Raw genomic sequence first — 19,074 nt, forward strand, 5'->3', positions numbered from 1 at the left:
AAAAGAAGTCCATCTTTCGATAGACTTCTTATGAAAACAAGATTAAAATATGGATTTATTCTTTCTTAATATCCGGAACTGCCAACGGAGCCTGATCCCAACCACCGCCAAGCGCTCTGTAAACAGCAACACTCGCTTTAAGTTGGTTCACTTTCTTCTCTACCAGCTCAAACCTGGATTCCAGAGCATCCCTTTGAGTCAGTAAAACTTCCATGTAATCAGCACGGGCATATTTGAACAGGTCGTTGGAAATATCTATAGACTTTGTTAAAGCATCCACTTCCTTCGTTTTGATATTCACACTGCTTTCCAGATTATGAATCTTAGACAACTGATTCGCTACCTCAATATAAGCTCCCAAAACAGTCTGCTCATAATGATATACTGCCTGAATCTGTTTCGCATTGGCATTATAATAAGCCGCTTTAATCGCTCTTCTGTTGATCAATGGTGCTGTAAGTTCTCCCGCAAGAGAAAACAGAAACGACTGAGGTTTGATGATATACAGTGGATTAAAAGCTTGTAACCCGACTCCTGCAGAAAGATCAAGAGAAGGGTAGAACCTTGCTTTGGCCACTTTAATGTCAAGCTTGGCAGCAGCCAGTTCATATTCAGCCTGTTTGATATCCGGACGGTTTTCCAAAAGTTCAGAAGGAATTCCTCCATATACCGCTTGCGGAACAATAGAATCAAAAGAATCCTGACTTCTTTCCACGGGTCGTGGAAATCTTCCCACCAGATAATTAATCCTGTTCTCCGTTTCAACTATCTTCTGCTGGATGTCATACTGCATGCCCTGAGTTTTCAGAACCTGGGCTTCAAATCTCTGTACTGCCAGTTCATTGGATCGCGCATTCTTTTTTAACTCTTTGATAATATCCAGCGCATCATTCTGAATTTTGATATTCTGATTCAGGATTACCAGCTCATTATCCAATGCCAGCAGCTCATAATAAGAATCTGCAATCTCAGAAATAAGATGAGTCGTCATGAAGTTCTTTCCTTCAATGCTCGCGAGATACCTTTGTACCTGCGCTCTTGTGGCATTATGAAGTTTTCCCCAGATATCGGTTTCCCATTGTGCCTGGGCACCAACACCAAAGTCAAATAAAGGTTCCGGCATTTCTCTGCCGGGCTCTATTTCAGTATTGGCCTCCATGGCTCCGATATTGGTGTACCGGCTTACCTTGTCCACGCCAGCTCCGGCTTTTAAACCTACAGAAGGAAGATATTCCCCTTTCCTGGCTTTGATTTCATTTTTAGACATTTCAATTTCCTGAAGGACAATATTCAGTTCCTGATTATTCTGAAGGGCCTGACTGATCAGCTCCTGAAGATGAGGATCACTGAAATATTCATTCCACTTCATTTTTCCCGTATTGATGGTGTCATTTTCTGCTGAACCATATTTTTCAGGAACAGTTTTGTTCTCAGTACGTTGTGCTATTTCTATAGGTTTACAGGCAGTAAGACTTAATAAGAAGACTGCCAGACCTGCATATTGATATATTTTTCTTTTATTCATAATGGATCATGTCTTCGCTTAATGGAGATTCATCTTCGTCTTTAATCATTTTTTTACCATCAGACCACTTGGCAAATATGTAGTAGAGCCCAGGAATTACTATCACTCCGAATAAAGTTCCGATCAGCATTCCGCCCAGTGAGGAAGCACCGATAGTATGGTTTCCGATGGCCCCGGCGCCCCTTGCAAAAACAAGCGGAACCAATCCTGCAATAAAGGCAAAAGAAGTCATCAGGATCGGTCTGAAACGGGCTTTGGAACCTTCTACAGCAGCTTCAAGAATAGAATCTCCTGCCTGACGTCTTTTCACGGCAAATTCTACAATAAGCACTGCGTTTTTACCCAGTAATCCGATAATCATGATCAATCCAACCTGTGCGTAGATGTCATTTTCAAGTCCCATCGCTTTTAATAATAAGAAAGATCCGAAAACTCCGACTGGGAGTGAACAAAGTACCGCAAACGGAATAAGGAAACTTTCATATTGTGCCGCCAGAACCAGATACACAAATACCAAAACAACAAGGAATACATAGATCGCTTCATTACCACGTTGCGCCTCATCATAAGACAATCCTTCCCATGCCACTTTGTATCCGTGAGGAAGTGTTTTGGCCGCTGTTTCGTTGATAGCCTGAATAGCATCTGCCGTTGTATACCCTGCAGCCGGAAGTCCGCGGATTGCAGCAGAATTGTACATGTTGTAACGGGTGATTTCATTAGGTCCCTGTGTCTTTTTCATTGTCATGAATGCGGAATAAGGCACCATTTCATCACGGTCATTTTTCACATACAGATTCATGATATCTGTAGGAAGTCTTCTGAATTCCGGGGACGACTGTACATATACTTTAAAGAACTGTCCGAAACGGATAAAGCCCTGTTCATAGGTACTACCGATCAGAATGTTGAGGTTGTCCATCGCTTTTCCGATAGAAACTCCTTTCTGCATCGCTGCATTATTATCAAAAACCAGCTCGTACTGAGGATAATTAGCCGCAAAAAAGGTGAAGACTCCTGAAAGCTCCTTACGCTTTTTAAGCTGTGCGATGAAATCTTTATTGGCTTTATCAAATTCCTGATAATCGGTAGTTCTGTTCAGATCAAGCAATCTCATGGAGAAACCTCCCGAAGATCCGAATCCCGGTACAGCCGGTGGTTCAAAAAATTCAATGGTAGCTCCAAGGTCTTTTGATTTTTCTTCCAGTTCTTCCATGATCTCCTTCACAGAATGATCACGGTCGTTCCAGCTTTTAAGGTTGATCAGACATGTTCCTGCATTCGAACCACGGCCTTCAGTCATGATTTCATATCCTGCCAGGGACGATACAGATTCCACACCGTTTACTCCCATACAGATTTTCTGCAATGTTCTGGAAACCTTATTCGTCTGCTCCAAAGTAGAACCCGGAGGAGTCTGGATGATGGCATAGATAGTTCCCTGGTCTTCATTCGGGATAAACCCGCCCGGAAGAACCTTATTGATCATCACAATTCCGGCACAGAAAGCAATCAGAATTCCCCATGTTACCACCTTTCGGCTTACGATTTTTCTAAGGAATGAAGCATATTTTCCGGTTACTTTATCAAAACCGCTATTGAATGAGTCTAAAGCTTTGGTGAAAATATTGGCTTTTTTAGGCTTTCCATGGTGGTTTTTCAATAACATTGCGGCTAAAACAGGAGTCAGCGTAAGGGCTACTACCGCTGAAATAACAATAGAACTCGCCATAGTAATCGAAAACTGACGGTAGAAAGTTCCCACCGGACCCGTCATAAATGAAATAGGGATGAACACAGCTACCATCACGGCTGTAATGGCAATAATAGCACCCGCAATTTCACCCATCACTTCTTTTACTGCTTTATAAGGCGAAATATTACTGTCTTCCATTTTGGCGTGAACAGCCTCAATGACAACAATCGCGTTGTCAACCACAATACCGATCGCCAGTACCAAAGCAAAAAGGGTAACAAGGTTGATGGTTAACCCAAAGAATTGGATCACAAAGAAAGTTCCGATCAAAGAAACCGGCACGGCAATAATAGGAATCAGCGTAGAACGCCAGTCGCCAAGGAAAATGAAAACTACAATGGCCACCAGAATAAATGCATCTCTTAAGGTATGTATCACCTGTTCAATAGAAGCATCAAGGAACTGGGAAACGTCATAACTGATTTTATAATCAACACCCGGAGGAAAGTTCCCTTTCATTTCTGCCAGTTTCGCTTTCACATCTCTGATCACGTCATTGGCATTACTTCCGTAGTTTTGTTTCAATACAATGGAAGCAGAAGGATGCCCGTCAAGGTTGGAATAAATATCAAAGAATTCACTTCCAAGCTCTACCTTGGCAATATCTTTCAGTTTCACATTTTCACCTTCGGCATTGGAACGCACGATAATATTTTCATATTCTTCCGGTTTGTTGTATTGCCCTTTATAAGTCAGTACATATTCCAGTGACTGTGCTGCAATACCGGAACTTTGTCCGATTCTCCCCGGGCGTCCGATGATACTTTGTTCGCCGATAGCTTTCATCACCTCATCTACAGAGATGTCATAAGCACGCATACGGTCAGGGTTCAGCCAGATACGCATGGCATATCTTCGGCTACCCAGGATCTGCGATTTTGCAATCCCGTGGATACGGTTAATTTCCGGGATGATATTCACCATAGAGTAGTTGTACAGGAATTTTTCATCCATACTTTTATTCGTGCTGTAAAGGTTCACGTACATCAGCATACTGGGCTGAATCGGGTTGACAACAACTCCTTCTTTCTGTACCAGTTCCGGTAATAAAGGCATTACCTGGTCCACTCTGGTTTTTACCAGAACGACTGCCTCATTCGGATCGGTTCCGGGATCGAAGACAACGTTCACAGTAGCTTCTCCTGCACTGGTGGCATCGGTGGTGATGTAACGCATTCCCTGAACTCCATTGATGGCATTTTCAATCGTAATTAAAGATGATTTTACCAATACATCTGCACTCGCGCCGGGATAGGCAATAGAAACGGCTACTGTGGTAGGTGCAATTTTTGGAAACTGTTCCGTAGGAAGCTGCTTCATGGCGATACCTCCCATAAACAGGATCACAACCGATATCACAATGGCGAAAACCGGTCGGTGTATTACTTTTTTAAACATAATGCTGCTTTTGGGTTACTCGGCGTACAGATCCAGGTTCGACATTACTTTTTCAGGCTTTTGGTATTTTGAGCTGATCTTCTGGTTTTCCTGAACCATTCTAAGCCCTTCCAAAAGGATTCTGTCATCCTTTCCAAGCCCTGAAGCGACGACATAAATATGCGGTAATTCAGCAGCAACTTTTATTTCTCTTGCATGTACCTTACCATCTTTACCGATCACATAGACATATTTCTTTTCCAGCTCTTCGAAAGTGGCCTTCTGTGGAATCATCATTGCATTGGCATAAGGAGAGGTGATAACGATGTTTCCGGTTTCTCCGTATCTCAGCAGTCCCTTCGGGTTCGGAAAAGTAGCCCTGTAAGCGATATTTCCGGTTTCATTGTCAAAATCAGACTCTATGGTTTGTACAATACCATCTTGCGTAAACTCTTTGCCATTGGCCATTCTTAAACGTACATGCATTGGATTATTATCCTTTTTGGCATCCATCTGATTAAGATATTCAGCTTCCGGTACATTGAAATATACCCACATTTTGCTGTTGTCGGAAAGTTCAGTTACAAGCTCGCCTTCATCTACAAGGCTTCCTTTACGTACGTGTAGCTTTCCTACAATTCCATTGAAAGGAGCACGGATTTCGGTAAATTTTAAATGGGTATTCATTGAAGCAAGTTCGGCCAGTGCTTTTTCATACCTTGCTTTAGCCATAGCCATTTCCTGAGGGGCAACAATGTTTTTGTCAGAAAGGTTTTTGGTATTCTGATATTCGATTTGCGCGTATTTGGATTCCGCTTTGGCACGGTTTACATCAGATTCATAAAGATTAGGCATGATTTTGAACAGCAGCTGCCCTTTTTGTACAAACTGTCCTTCATCTACATAAATAGACTGGATGTATCCTTTTTCCTGGGCTCGAAGCTCAATATGATTAATAGAACGGATTTGCGCAACATAATCTTTGTTCACCAAAGTATCTTTGATAAGCGGGCTTGTTACGTTGAATGACGCTGCTTCTGTTTTTTCCTTTTTTTCAGATTGACAGCTTACAAACAAGAGAATAAGGCACAAGTTGATATACATGAGACTTTTCTTGACCATGATAATATATTGTTTTATAATAATTTATAATTGAAAAAATAGTGTCATCGGCTCTCATAACAGAGTATGAAAGCGGATAAGGTTTTCGAAAAAATTAGTATAAAATCACAGTCGGATGACCCTGTACTGGAGGTACAGATCATCATGTAAGGTCTTTAAAAGTTCTGATTGGGCAAGTGAAACAGCGATTTGTCTGTTGTGAAATGTAGTAACGAAACCTGAAATCAGATGCCAGAAACCATCTTTGAAAAGAGCAAGAAGCTCGGTAGAACCAGAGGTCTCTACGTTGTCATCATTTTCATTGTCGTTTTCAGAAAGATTAGCTCTGATTTTGTTGTACAGGGGATGGCTGACATTGTAAGTATCATGAGCTTCATTATTTCTAAGAAATGCAAAAGAGTCTTTGAAGCTCTTTTTTTCGTGAACAAGAAGATCAGTGGTAAAATGAAGATCGGAAGAGATATCCGTTGAAATATACTGCTGAATTTGCCCGTAATACCATCCTAAAACGGTAAGCATCGCAAATAACAAGCTGTACAAATATTGATAAAATCTTTTCCGCATCCCAGAGACAAAGGTAATTAAACTTAAAAATAGGTGCAACGGCTAAAGATTAAAAAAGTGTTAAAAATTAGGCTGTTTCATTGAAAAAATAAATGAAATTGCGATGAACTAGGTTGTGAGCATCCATAATCCTTCACCAAACTGTTTAAAAATAACACCAGTCTTTCTCCTCTGCATTTCAGAACCTCTTTCCCGTAAAGGATGATAAATAATCTTTGATCAATATAAGCCTGCAGTATTGATGTTGCATACTTTTTATTTCATTATAATTACCTGGAGATTTTAAAAATTTTAATATTATTTTTGAATTAGCTTTATTTTGCACAATTTTTGCTGTAAAAAGCTACTTTTAACGGTTAAAGCATAGCCGATAGTACAAAAAATTCCTCCAATATTTATTATGATGAAAAAATACCTTATATATATATCACTTTTTGGAGCACCCTTATTTTGGGGGCAAGGTAAAGTGACCGAAAAATCTGCATACCAACAGAAACTGGCATTATCAGAGACAGAAAATGCATTAATGGCATTTGATGCTGATATAAAATTGTCCGATGAAGAAATCGCTTTGGATAAAAAACTATTCCAGATTCGTAAACAGTTTCTCAGTGATTCGGAAGCAAAGAAAATATCTTTATATAACAGCTCTTTTAATGAATTAAAACCATTAATAGAAAGCAGCAAGCTGTTTGAAATTCTTCAGGCAATGCCGAAAGGAGGTTTGCTGCATACCCATAGCGGTGGAATAACAGACGTAAAATGGATTATTTCAACGGCCAGAAAATACCAGGAATGTTATGTTTACGATCAGAAAGATAATGATCAGTACATTTTCGGACAGCTGGCTTTTTTTGAAAAAGGAAAAGTCCCGGCCGGATTTGTAAACCTTGATAAAAAGCTTACTTCGAACCCTGGTTTTGAAAAAGAACTGCAGGATCTTCTTACGCTGAAACGTGATAGCCTTTGCTCTTATACAGATTATTGGATTGAATTTGAAAAACGTTTTAAACGTATCAGTTTACTGCTTCCATACCGTCCTTTCTTTAAAGCATATTATCTGAAAGGATTTCAGGATTTGATCAAAGACAACGTACAGCACGTAGAAATCAGATATATCTTTGATGAGCTTTATGATTTTCAGCATGGAAAATATCCTTTGAAAACTTCTGTCACAGATCTGCAGGACATTCTTAAAGAAGTACACCAGTCAGATCCGCAGTTTACCCTGAAACTGATCTATTCAAGCTTTAAATTCCTCGATAATGAAAGTATCGGGAAACAGCTGGAAACGGCATTTAAAATGAAGAAAGAATTTCCGGATATGATCTCAGGCTTTGACCTTGTAGCGGATGAAGCAGCAGGTCATCATATCAGTTTTTTTGAAAAAAGCTGGGCAAAAATGAATGAACTTAGTACAAAGTATAAGGTAGAGCTGCCTCTTTTCCTTCATGCCGGAGAAAGCAATTCTATGTTGAATACAAATGTTCTGGATGTAGCACCGCTCAATAATAAAAGAATCGGTCATGGACTGAATCTCATCTATTTTCCAAAAACCATGGATCAGATCAGAAAACAGGATAAATTGGTGGAAGTGAGCCCGATCAGTAATCAGATCTTAGGATATGTAAGTGATCTGAGGAATCATCCGGCAAGAGTTTTATTAAGTAACGGAGTACAGTGTTCCATCAGCAGTGATGACCCTTCTGTCTATGGATATACCGGTCTCAGCTATGATTTCTGGGTAACACAGGTGTATTGGGAGCTGGATGTGAAAGCCCTGAAAAAACTGGTTTTCAATTCTATTAATTATTCTTCTATGAATGATAATGAGAAAACGAAAGCTGCAGCTTACCTGAACCAGCAGTGGAATGATTTTGTTCAGAAAACAAATCAGAAATTAAATTAATAGGATTCTTCCTGTAAAAATAAAATCGCATTATTGACCTCAATAATGCGATTTATCCTTTTAACAGATACATCTGTTACTTTTTAAACTTTGCTTTGGATAATTCTTTTTTTACAGATGTACTCAACTTTGGCGGACTTACTTTAGTCAGAGCCAAAGACTCACAGCCATTGAAAACAGCAAAACGTTTTACGGTTTCTACGAAAGGTTTTAGCCATAACCCTATGTCTACAGTATTGTTTTCAATATGCAGATGAATAAGCTCCAGTTTTTTTTCCTTTCTATGCGCTTTACAGTCAACCCTTCCGATAAACTGATCCCCAAACAGTATGGGTAAACAGAAATAGCCGTATTGTCTTTTTTCTTTTGGAGTATAGCATTCCAGGCGGAAATCAAAATCAAAGATCTGTTTGATTCTGTCCCGATGGATAATAGCGTTATCAAACGGAGACAAAAGCCAGATATTGGAATTTCCGGGATCAAATGTCTTTTCAAGAACATGGTTCAGCATAAAGACAGAAGATAATCCTTCTGTTTTCACCTGAGATATCAATCCTTCTTCAAGCATTGTCTGCAAGACCTTATTGACATCTTTCTTTACATCATTTCCCTTCCGAAGGTGTGTGATCTGCTTTAATGTAGTAAATCCATAAGCTCTCAGATTGGTTTTTACCAGATATTCTGCAAACTCAAGTGGAGTAGGTTCTGTAGTATCAATAGAAGAAGGTAAAACCCTCTCGGTGAGATCATATGTTTTCTGCATTCCCACACGTCCGCTTATCATCAGGTCTCCCTGCATGAAAAGTCTTTCAAGAGCCAGCTTGGCAGGTTTCCAGTTCCACCAGCTTCCTGTCTTATGGCTTTCATTTTCAAAATCTCTCGCTCTTTTAGGGCCTTCGTTACGAATGGTGTCTCTCACATATTCCATTACCCTGTGATCAGCATTGTAGTAACGGGATTCTCCTCTTTTAATCATCAGCATCTGAGGCAAAACATACCGGAAATCCTGCATAGGAAGATAAGACGCAGCATGAAACCAGTACTCAAATACCTTACGTTCTTCTACCAGTTCCTCCAGATAATCTGCATGAAAATCAGGGATTCTTGTCCAGAGAGTATGATGATGAGCACGCTCCACCATAGATAAAGTATCGATCTGTATATATCCAAGGTGCTCCAAAGCCTTAAGAACCGCATCTTTTCCGGTTCCGAAAGGCGCGTGTTGCGTTAATCCCTGGCTATCCAGTGTTGCAAGTTTCAATTGTCCTGATGCCAACTTCTTTTCCATATTTGAAATTCGGAGAAACAGCTTTTAAGATGTTTCTATCAAATATAGTGATTTAAGGGAAAAGCACTGAACAGGATCTGTTAATACTCGGGGCGGCTGGTTAAAATCAGTTGTTTTGACGATTATCTCTTTTCAGCTCCCTTTCAATTTCATTCACATAGGGAAGGGGAGTAAGGTAACTTTCTTCAATATATTGTCTGATACTTTCATCCGTTTTTTTGTTAACCTTCCTGATGAAAAGCTGATTACCGGATTTTAATGATTGAATATAATTGAATGTATTCTGTGTATTTTGAAAAAAGGAGGTCTCAAGTACTGCTCTTTTATCATCATTGACGATAATATCATTGAATGATGTGTTCATAAGAACAGTCTGAAAAAATGAATCTGCAGGTAAAAAAGTATGAAGATAATAGTCTTCAAAATCCATTACCATTTTGTTGTTGGTTAAAAATAAGCAGGTTTCTCTTGTAAACATAAACCATTTACCACCTATATAAGGAATCACATCTTTCATAAAAGATCGTTTGTAGATGAAAGACGAGATCATATAAGCCAATTCCGTAAAGTGATTTTGTATTCTTTTCAGCGTGTCGGGTCTGTAAAACTTCTGATCATAATAAAAAAGATAATTCCTGCCTTTATTGATGGTAAGAAATTTACGGATAATATTTTGTGATTTCAGTGGATAATCTTCACCGCTCAGATTGATAAAATAATCCCATTCTTTACTTGCATTCAGGAGAAATTCCATAGCGTTCAATTCTGCCTGAACGATGTTGAAACCTCCCGAAACTATATTCATACTGTCCAGAATATAGACATTGGGAAAATGAACGATATAAAGTTGTATTTCTTCAATGAACTCTTGTTTCGCTTTTTTATCAATATGGATAAGATAAAACTGATCCCTTGTATAGATTTTCTCAAACATGTTTTTAAATACTTCAGGTTTATGATGTATCATAATGAAATAAGCAATTCTTACATGTGGGCCAGAATGGGATTCTAATATTCTGGGAGAAGGTTGGGGGATGGGGGAAGAAGTTTGCATATTCCGGAGTTTAAAATCATCCGCGTCAGCAAACAATTTGGTTAATTGGCAGAAGGTACGAATAAATTTTTGATAATCAATTAATTAAATAAAGTTATGTTCGTTTTTTTTATTGTAGGTTTGCAGTACATTTATAAAAAACAGGTCACTGCCTTTGCTATTCTGTCATAGTTTAAATCACTTTTTTCTTTCAGTTTTGCTTTTTCAGCTACCAATTTATAGTGTTTGTTTTCATAACGGGAATAAGAGATTATAAAGTTCTATTGTAGATAAGAGCGACACGTTATTGCCGGTTAACCATAATATATTTAAGGATATTATGATAGCTGAAGCAAGAAAAAGATGAGCAGAAAAGAATTCTCTTTTGTGTATCATTATAATACTCCAATTCAAATTCTGTTCAGCAGGTTTGTTTGTAAAATACCGGAATCCGGAATTATAATGAATTTTAAAAATTTAAATCTGATCAATCCTATTATCCGTGCGGTGACAGAAGCAGGATATTCCAGGCCTACTGAGATACAGTATACTGTGATTCCTCATATTTTAGCAGGAAGAGACATTATAGGATCTGCACAAAAAGGTGCCGGGAAAACAGGTGCTTTTGCTATGCCTATTCTGCAGCTGCTGAAAAGACAAACTCCGGATCATAAAGAAATACGGACTTTAATCCTTACTCCAACAAGAGAATTGGCAATACAGATAGAAGAAAATTTAAAAATTTACAGTAAGTACCTGCCATTATCCCAGCTTTCTATTTATGAGGGCGTTTCCATTGGAAGCCAGCTTGCAGCACTCCGAAAAAGGGTAGATATTCTTGTAGCAACACCTGGAGGACTGCTTGATGTAGAAAATCAGAGACATATCGATCTTTCTAAAATTGAGTTATTTGTTTTGGATGATGCAGATAGGATGCTTGAAATGGGATTCATTAATGATATAAAAAAAATATTGAATCTGGTTTCCCATAAAAGACAAAACATGCTTTTTTCTGCAACAATGCCGGGAAGTTTAAAATATTTTGCCAAAACAATTCTGAATAATCCCGTAGAGATTATTACAGATCCGGCTTCTTCAATACCCCAGATGGTAAAGCGCCCGGACCTTAAAAATATTCAACCAATGATGGGAAATACAATACCTGTCAGAATATCTTAAATAAAATCTGTAGCGTTTACAGATCATAATACACAATTTTTAATAACAATTACAATGCAAGAAGGCACCGTAAAATTTTTCAATGAAGCAAAGGGCTTCGGTTTTATTACTCCGGCAGACGGAAGTAAAGATATATTTGTACATTCTTCAGGATTAAACACAAGAATGATTTGCGAAAACGATAAAGTAGTTTTTGATGTACAAAAAAGCGATAAAGGTTTAAATGCTGTTAACGTAAAGTTAGCATAATAAAAATCTTGCTTGCAGATAGGTTAGAATAACATTCTTTGCCATATCAGGGTTCGTATTTACATTTTTCTCATTCAAAATTCATGAAACTTCAGGATCTGGATATTGTTTGAAAGAACATTGATGTAATGTAGATTATTTTTTATTTTCATTATGTTCATTTGCCTCTTGCTTATATGTGAGAGGTTTTTCTGGGATATGAAAATAAGAGCGCAATTGGTCTGAATATTGACACACTAAAACCGGACGCCTGGAAAATAAATAGACAGACTTGATTTACACTTACCAAAGTAATAATAGACGAGCTGTACATATTTAATCCCTCAAAAGGTTCAGAAAAGATATGATTATTATTAATAATTTTAATGAGTATAAGTCCCTTGAAGGGCAGATGTTAGGTGATTCTGACTGGCATACAATAAGTCAGGATCAGATCAATAGATTTGCCGATGCAACACAGGATCACCAGTGGATTCATACGGATCAGGAAAAGGCAGAAAAAGAAGGCCCTTTTCAATCAACCATTGCTCACGGGTATTTAACATTATCCCTGATTCCCTATCTCTGGAAACAGATTGCAGATGTGAGAAATGTAAAAATGGAAATCAATTACGGAATAGAAAACCTTAAGTTTGGAGAAGCTGTCCCTGTAAATAGTGAAGTAAAACTGCAGGCAACCGTAAAATCTGTGGTTAACCTCAGGGGAACTGTGAAAGCAATTGTGGAGGCCAGACTCCTGATCAAAGATCACATAAAACCAGCTTATACAGGGGATGTTATTTTTCTTTATCACTTTAAGGATTGATTTGTTTTTGAGTGTGTAAAAGGTTGGTATTTAATGTTTTCTTAGTTAATGAGCCACCATCTGGTCGAGTCTGTAAATAAATTCTTCAATTTCTATTTGCCTGGCATTGGCAAAACCTTTATCGGTACCGATTTTTATAAACCCACATTTTTCCAGAACTTTTTGTGAACCTAGATTATCAAAAGCAACACGGCCAAAAACAGGTCTTGTGGTTTCCGTGCTTGATGGTCACTATTATGTCGTACGTACAAATGCCTATAGGCTACAGTAAAAATACCCGGCTTCAAAATCGGAAATTTATACCCTAAAATCCGTTCTTTTTTCACCGTTACTTTGGTATGTTCAAAAGAAGCTTCGAAACCCTGAACAACGGCAGTATCCGAAAAGCCAGCAAAAGAGTAGGAACCATACCCAATATTATTATCATGAAAAATCCAGAAAATGTTGCTCCCTTTGTAGAAGCATCACAAATTATTACAGAACTGAAAGACAGAGCCAATGATATTCTTGCCAGTGTTTTAAGTACAGAACTGTCTGCGATCACCATCAATGGAAAAGGAAATTTCCCTTACTACTGGCAGGATCCGTCTAACCTGAAGTTTAATAAAAAAACTTACGACTGGATATCTTCCAATCTCAGAGCCAATACTGAGCCGGTACAGCTGGATCAGGTATTTACCAATTACTTTATTGATGCTTTCTCAAAAGTCAACTATTCTCTATCTGTAGAAGATACAGCTGTGCTGAATGACGCCCATACAAGAGCTACAGATCAGCAAATGGCCTTGCTCAATGCCTGGGTGGCCGCTTATAATACGCTTCCTCCTGCTACTGACACCATGCAGCCTATTGATATTATTATGGATAAAATCGCTACAGAATGGGCGAATCCCGCTACTACTTTGTACCAGATTCAGAAAAGCGATAACCTTGATGCTTTACTGAATAAGACACCGGCGAGCGGAAAACCTATTATCCCGGTATTAGCCAGTTATCTGGATGCGCTGGGGGCTACCATATCCTTGCAGAACAATGTGACAATGAATAATGGATACTTATCCAAAGCCTTAAAGAATGTACAGAATCCTAAAAAGGAAAATGGCGGACTGCTGCTGAATGACGACAGTATCTTACCGGCTTTTGAGGTGACCACTCCGCTTGACCAGATTTTAAATGGTCTTAAAAATACGTCTCAGACCGCTCAGATCGATATGGAAGTAAGCCGTGAATCTGATAGCCGTTTCCGTGTTTCCGTAGAGGGAAAAACGGGTTTTTCTATTCCTATCTTTGATTTCTTTACTTTAGGAATTGGAGGCAATGCGAACTATTTCAGTGAAAATATTGCCACAAGCAAAAACTCCATCAAAATATCAATGATGTTTATAGGAGTTACCCTGGTAAACTTTGGACCAAAAGATTTTAATATTGCCGGCAATATGTACTGGGCATGGTTTGACCCTATCCGTAAAGCACAGATCAACAGCAGAGACAAAGAGGACGAAAAACATATCTCGGGATACAAATTTTCTCCGGATCCGGGAATGAAATTCGGACCTGAAGGACCTTTCGGTTTACTGAACGGGGTGGCCATTTCCAATTATCCTACGGTAGAAATCACTGTAACAGGTGAAGATTATAAAAGTATTCAGAAAACCTTTGAACAGTCTTCTTCTGCTACGCTTTCTTTCTTGGGAATTCCTTTGGCAAGTGTTAAAGAATCTACCTATTCTTCTTCCTTCTCTGTGGATCAGTCAAAATCTACGATCAAGATCACACTCAGCCCTCCGCCAAGTCTGGTAGCCGGTAATAATAGAGATTCCATAGCGTGGGTTCTTGGTGCTATTGTGGATTATCCTGCGGAAGTGAGTGATGATGTTGAGCTTCTTAATAATGAAGAGTTAGTAGCTAAAGGTGCGTATCCTAACTACCAGCTGTATAAAGATAACTTCGGAACGACCTATTGTTCTGTGAAAAAAGTAAAATCACATGCGGTAGGTGCTACATGGGTAAGTGAATGTCTTGCCGCCCATCCGGGTACAAGTCCTGCAGGAAAACCATGGACAAGCCCTAAACAATCCGGGGTGATCTGGCCATAATCAACCAAAAATAAATAATAAAAACAGACTGTCTCAACAAGACAGTCTGTTTTGTTAGATTTTATAGTAAGGTCTTCTTACTCTGTCAATTTTCAAAATTTTTGCTGTTCGGAGCCAGGGAGAATTTAAAGAATAGGGAAATTAAAAACTATTTGACCAGAAGATAGATTCCAACACCAATAGCGGCATAAGCCGTAACGGTAAGAATATCAGCAATAGGCTGTGAAAAGCGTTTTTCTGCAATTCTTTCGCTGTTGATCTGATTCTTATGGAACTTCAGACTTTTTTTAGCGTTACGAACCGGATGTACTACCAGACTGTCTCCTTCCCATCGGTCAACGATTACCTTATAGCTTTTGTTGTCAACTTCAATTTTAACATTTTTACCGGCGGCCAGTTTCTCCTGAATATTCACAGGTGCAGGTTGGGCAATCAGACTTTGGGATGCAGGGTTTGAACCTGTCATTTCTGCAGAAGTATTATTCGCTGCAGCGGTATTTTTTTTAGGAGCCTGATTATTGTCAGCAGCCGGAACCGCTGGTTTTTTTACCTGATAGGTATAGCAGCTGGTAAGAGTACATAATATAAGGATGAAATAAAAATTCTTTCGCATAAGCCAAATTTAAGAATTAAACGGAATATTTGGGAGTTTCTTTTGAAAGATGATGTTTTTTTTGAAGATTCCTATTGTTTACTATGCAAAAGGCTTCTTTATAGTAGCAAGCTCAAGTAAAAAAGACAAAGTACAGTTTTTCCTGTGCAGTATAATTCCGACACAAAAGGCACAAAAGTTTAAACACTTTAGCTTTTTCAAAACCAACCTTATTTGTGATAAGTACACCTGAGTTTTGTGAAAATCTTTGGTTTTCATCTTATGTAGGCTTTTCTGCGGTATTATTTTAAACTAACCTAAGTGAATGTAAGTGTTTTAAATAAAACCTTTTTATGACTTTTTTGGTTTTATAAAGTGTAAACAGCTTTGTTTTTAGAATGTTGGCTTTTTACTACTAAAAACCAGATCAAGGTCGTGAGAAAAAACTCAACAAGAAAACAAAAACAGATCTGTCACTTTTTAGATCAATAGTTAGAACAATTTTAAAACGGACGAAAAATATATCCCATTTATATCGCATATATACTGGATAAATGCATAATTGATGTATGTAAAATTTGTTGAAAGTGTATCATTGATGTATATAGATATTGTTGGTGTACCCTCTTATCTCATTACTTTTGCGCCAACAAAATGATCAAATAATGAAAAAAAAACTTCTATTACTTGGAGGCTTAATAATTAGCCTTCAGGTGTTCTCTCAAGTAGGTATCAACACGCCAGACCCTCAGGCCAGCCTGGATGTAGTAGGTAAGCCCACATCTACAAATGTATTCGACGGTATTATCGCGCCCAGAATTACTGGAGCACAACTCAGAGCAAAGACATATACTCAAAAACAACAGGGAGCATTGGTATATGTAACAGCTGCAGATACAGCTCCCGGCGGGCAGACAGCAGAAGTAACCAGCACCGGGTATTTTTATTTTGACAGCAAACTGAACCGCTGGCAAAAACTGAACTCGGGAACTATCGCCGCAGGGGATCCTACAACCGATGCTTTCATAGATGATCCCGCCAATACAATGGTGAAATTAGGAGCATCTTCTACCGGAACTGCCAGATCTTCAAACACCGATTTCGTTATTAAAGACAACGGAAAAGTGGGAATAGGGACGCAATTACCTGAGGCAGGCCTGCATATAAAAGAAAACGGCAATACTGACAGTAACCAGTTGAAAGTTCAGTCAACGAATAGCTCTCCATTAATTAATCTGGAAAGAACAGGAACTAATAACTTATCTGCCGGAGCAGAGCTTGGAAAATTATCCTTTAATGGAAAGATTTCAGGAGCTAACTTCCCATTAGCAGGGATAAAAGCCAATTACTGGGGTAATGGGGCAACCAATTCTTCATCTCTTACATTTTCTACCAGCGACCGACCAGCTGTCTTAATTAATGAGAACGGAAATATGGGAATAGGACGTATTGATGCCAATTATGCAATGTCTCCTACACAAAAACTGGATGTAGACGGAAATGTAAGATTCAGAGGTGTTCCATCATCCACAATGAACAGCACAGACATGTTGATGGCATTGGATGCTAATGGAGTTGCTAAAAAAGTAGACATCACAACACCGGCCAGTGTTTTGGTTGCGACAAGAACCGGACCTTCTGTAAAATCGGGAGATGGCTCCTCCGCCATCATGTGGTTTGAAAATACCCGTCTTTCTGATAATACCTATCTGACAAGAGTTGATAACGGTACCTTTCAGGCAGTCAAAACAGGATTATACACAATAAGTATCACAGCCCACTTTGACCAGGTTCCTGACGGAACGTTAGCACAAAACCACTACAGAGGAGTAACGGTTGGGGTAAGAACTACAGCAAATAAACTTACCCAGCATTATGGATCCAATTATATGGGAAATGGATACACCAATATTACTGCTGTTTTTGTATTAAATGCAGGTGAACAATTTCATGCATACAGCCAATGTGATAAAGGTGGGTCATACAGACAGATGGAAGCTACGATGTCTGTAGTTTACACTCCTTTATGATAATAAACCTCAATTTTTGTTTAAAAAAAGACAAAGAACTGTTTTTGCCTGCATGGTAGATGTTTCGGGCAAAGGAACTTATGTTTTGGCATCCTTGACAAGGTTTTAAACCTTGACAAGGATATTTTTATTGTTTTTTGGGATATTTAATTTACAATACCATGAGCAACAAGAAAGGATTCTTTAATCTCCCGACATTCAATCTCCAACCTCTCACATACAATAGATAAAAAACTCAGTCGGTGTCAATCTAATTTTTATATTTGCATGGGTAGGATTGGTATTCTCAGAATACCTACGGAATACCTGTAAAAACTTAAAAATATAATAACCCCCAAAAAAAGAAGAGTAAGGAATGGATAAGATTAATTTATTAATTATTGTGGCTTCAGTTTCCATATTCATTTCCGTACTTCTTGCTATTTTCCTCTTTACTGTAAAGACAAAAAACAGGGTAAGCAATGTTTTATTTGCTGTTTTTCTCATCATCAACGCTATAGATATTAGCGATCCTTTGTTTAATATGGTGTCTGATGGACCATCCAACCTTGAGATATTCAAAAATATGCTTGTCTTTTTGCAAATACCGGTTTTTTATCTCTATGTGTTGTCTGTTTGTTACTCGGATTTCAAACTGAAACCTCAATATCTGCTGCATGCATTTCCTTTTTTAATTGCCAATCTGGCTTTGCTGCCTCATTTTTATGGAGTAGATACGACATCGAAAATTCACTTTATTGAAAACCGTCAGAACATGATAGAATTGAAGTTTAATCATATTCTGTTACATGTCCAGATGGTTATTTATTTTGTTGCGGTTTTCAGAGTATTAAGAAAATCAAAGACACTTTATCTTGAAAATTATGCCGGGAAAAACATCAGTTCTTACCACTGGTTGTTCCAGCTTACGGTTGTATTGTGTATGGTTTATGCCATTGCTCTTTTAAAAAATATCCTTAAATTTTCAGATTATGTCTACATTTCGGAAGAGATAAAGGCTGGACTTCTATTATTATCCCTTTTTATTATTTGCTGGTATCTTTTCAAAGCACTGAATCATCCTGAGCTTTTCAGAAATGTTGATTCAAAATTGAAACTGGTTTCCGAGATGGTTTCGGAAGAGAAAAACAGTGAAGACCCGGTAACCAGTGACAGGGCATATAATGAGGATCTTTTGAAATTAAAAAATTATATGGTGGAGAAAAAGCCGTTTCTTAATTCCTCACTTACCATTCAGGAGGTTTCGGATGAAATTGGAATTCCTGTCAGAGAACTGTCTCTTTTAATCAATCATCAATTGGGGCAGCATTTCTATGATTTTGTAAATACCTATCGTATAGAAAATGCAATGAATATGTTAAAAGATGAAACCAAAAGTAAGGTGACCATATTAGAAATTCTCTATGAAGTGGGATTCAATTCAAAATCTTCTTTTAATACGGCCTTCAAAAAACATACGGGAACTACACCTACGCTTTATCGTAAAAGTCTGTAATACAGTTTTTTGTAATTACCTGTACGCTTTTTCAGAATGATTCGTACTTTTTTT

14 protein-coding genes are annotated in these 19,074 nt (G+C 38.3%); 7 read left to right on the forward strand and 7 right to left on the reverse strand.

What is annotated here, in order from left to right:
- Positions 1 to 55: 55 nt before the first annotated feature.
- The 4 genes from AB1278_RS08355 to AB1278_RS08370 all read right to left on the reverse strand — a co-directional run bounded on the left by AB1278_RS08355 (position 56) and on the right by AB1278_RS08370 (position 6,320).
- Complete coding sequence (locus tag AB1278_RS08355) at positions 56 to 1,525, reverse strand: TolC family protein (RefSeq protein WP_429813662.1); 1,470 nt, start codon at positions 1,523 to 1,525, stop codon at positions 56 to 58.
- Positions 1,518 to 4,679, reverse strand: a complete 3,162-nt coding sequence (locus AB1278_RS08360) for an efflux RND transporter permease subunit (protein WP_202839316.1) — start codon at positions 4,677 to 4,679, stop codon at positions 1,518 to 1,520. The genes AB1278_RS08355 and AB1278_RS08360 overlap by 8 nt, the downstream gene beginning before the upstream one ends.
- A 15-nt stretch (positions 4,680 to 4,694) precedes the next feature.
- Positions 4,695 to 5,780 (reverse strand): efflux RND transporter periplasmic adaptor subunit, encoded by a 1,086-nt coding sequence (locus AB1278_RS08365; protein WP_110010473.1) that lies wholly within the window; start codon positions 5,778 to 5,780, stop codon positions 4,695 to 4,697.
- Between the two features lie 105 nt (positions 5,781 to 5,885).
- Positions 5,886 to 6,320: a hypothetical protein gene (locus tag AB1278_RS08370; protein WP_202839318.1), complete on the reverse strand. Its 435-nt coding sequence runs from the start codon at positions 6,318 to 6,320 to the stop codon at positions 5,886 to 5,888.
- Positions 6,321 to 6,744: 424 nt separating this feature from the next.
- On the opposite strand from AB1278_RS08370, the gene AB1278_RS08375 reads away from it, so the two are divergent.
- On the forward strand, positions 6,745 to 8,253 hold the full coding sequence (locus tag AB1278_RS08375) for an adenosine kinase (protein ID WP_429813667.1): 1,509 nt from the start codon (positions 6,745 to 6,747) through the stop codon (positions 8,251 to 8,253).
- Between the two features lie 76 nt (positions 8,254 to 8,329).
- On the opposite strand, the gene AB1278_RS08380 is transcribed toward AB1278_RS08375, so the two are convergent.
- Entirely contained in the window at positions 8,330 to 9,541 is a 1,212-nt protein-coding gene (locus AB1278_RS08380; RefSeq protein ID WP_202839321.1) for a winged helix-turn-helix domain-containing protein, read from the reverse strand.
- Between the two features lie 106 nt (positions 9,542 to 9,647).
- The gene (locus AB1278_RS08385; RefSeq protein ID WP_202839323.1) at positions 9,648 to 10,595 is read right to left on the reverse strand and encodes a beta-1,6-N-acetylglucosaminyltransferase; all 948 of its coding nucleotides are present in this window, start codon (positions 10,593 to 10,595) and stop codon (positions 9,648 to 9,650) included.
- Between the two features lie 342 nt (positions 10,596 to 10,937).
- Between AB1278_RS08385 and AB1278_RS08390 the strand changes: the two genes are divergently transcribed.
- The 4 genes from AB1278_RS08390 to AB1278_RS08405 all read left to right on the forward strand — a co-directional run bounded on the left by AB1278_RS08390 (position 10,938) and on the right by AB1278_RS08405 (position 14,903).
- A complete protein-coding gene (locus tag AB1278_RS08390; RefSeq protein ID WP_202839325.1) occupies positions 10,938 to 11,753 on the forward strand; it encodes a DEAD/DEAH box helicase in 816 nt (271 codons plus the stop codon).
- Between the two features lie 54 nt (positions 11,754 to 11,807).
- A complete protein-coding gene (locus tag AB1278_RS08395; RefSeq protein WP_110010479.1) occupies positions 11,808 to 12,002 on the forward strand; it encodes a cold-shock protein in 195 nt (64 codons plus the stop codon).
- Between the two features lie 343 nt (positions 12,003 to 12,345).
- Positions 12,346 to 12,807: a MaoC family dehydratase gene (locus AB1278_RS08400; RefSeq protein WP_110010480.1), complete on the forward strand. Its 462-nt coding sequence runs from the start codon at positions 12,346 to 12,348 to the stop codon at positions 12,805 to 12,807.
- A 338-nt stretch (positions 12,808 to 13,145) separates the two neighbouring features.
- Positions 13,146 to 14,903: a lamin tail domain-containing protein gene (locus AB1278_RS08405; RefSeq protein ID WP_429813672.1), complete on the forward strand. Its 1,758-nt coding sequence runs from the start codon at positions 13,146 to 13,148 to the stop codon at positions 14,901 to 14,903.
- A 148-nt stretch (positions 14,904 to 15,051) separates the two neighbouring features.
- Here the strand turns inward: AB1278_RS08405 and AB1278_RS08410 are convergent, their stop codons facing one another.
- Complete coding sequence (locus AB1278_RS08410) at positions 15,052 to 15,516, reverse strand: hypothetical protein (protein ID WP_110010481.1); 465 nt, start codon at positions 15,514 to 15,516, stop codon at positions 15,052 to 15,054.
- 644 nt (positions 15,517 to 16,160) lie between these two features.
- Here AB1278_RS08410 and AB1278_RS08415 point away from each other — a divergent pair.
- Positions 16,161 to 17,525, forward strand: a complete 1,365-nt coding sequence (locus tag AB1278_RS08415) for a hypothetical protein (protein WP_202839329.1) — start codon at positions 16,161 to 16,163, stop codon at positions 17,523 to 17,525.
- A gap of 355 nt (positions 17,526 to 17,880) precedes the next feature.
- Positions 17,881 to 19,020, forward strand: coding sequence for a helix-turn-helix domain-containing protein (locus tag AB1278_RS08420; RefSeq protein ID WP_202839330.1), 1,140 nt, complete (start codon positions 17,881 to 17,883; stop codon positions 19,018 to 19,020).
- The last annotated feature ends 54 nt before the right edge of the window (positions 19,021 to 19,074 follow it).

Source organism: Chryseobacterium sp. NRRL B-14798 (assembly GCF_050470705.1).
GTDB classification, from domain to species: domain Bacteria; phylum Bacteroidota; class Bacteroidia; order Flavobacteriales; family Weeksellaceae; genus Chryseobacterium; species Chryseobacterium cupriresistens.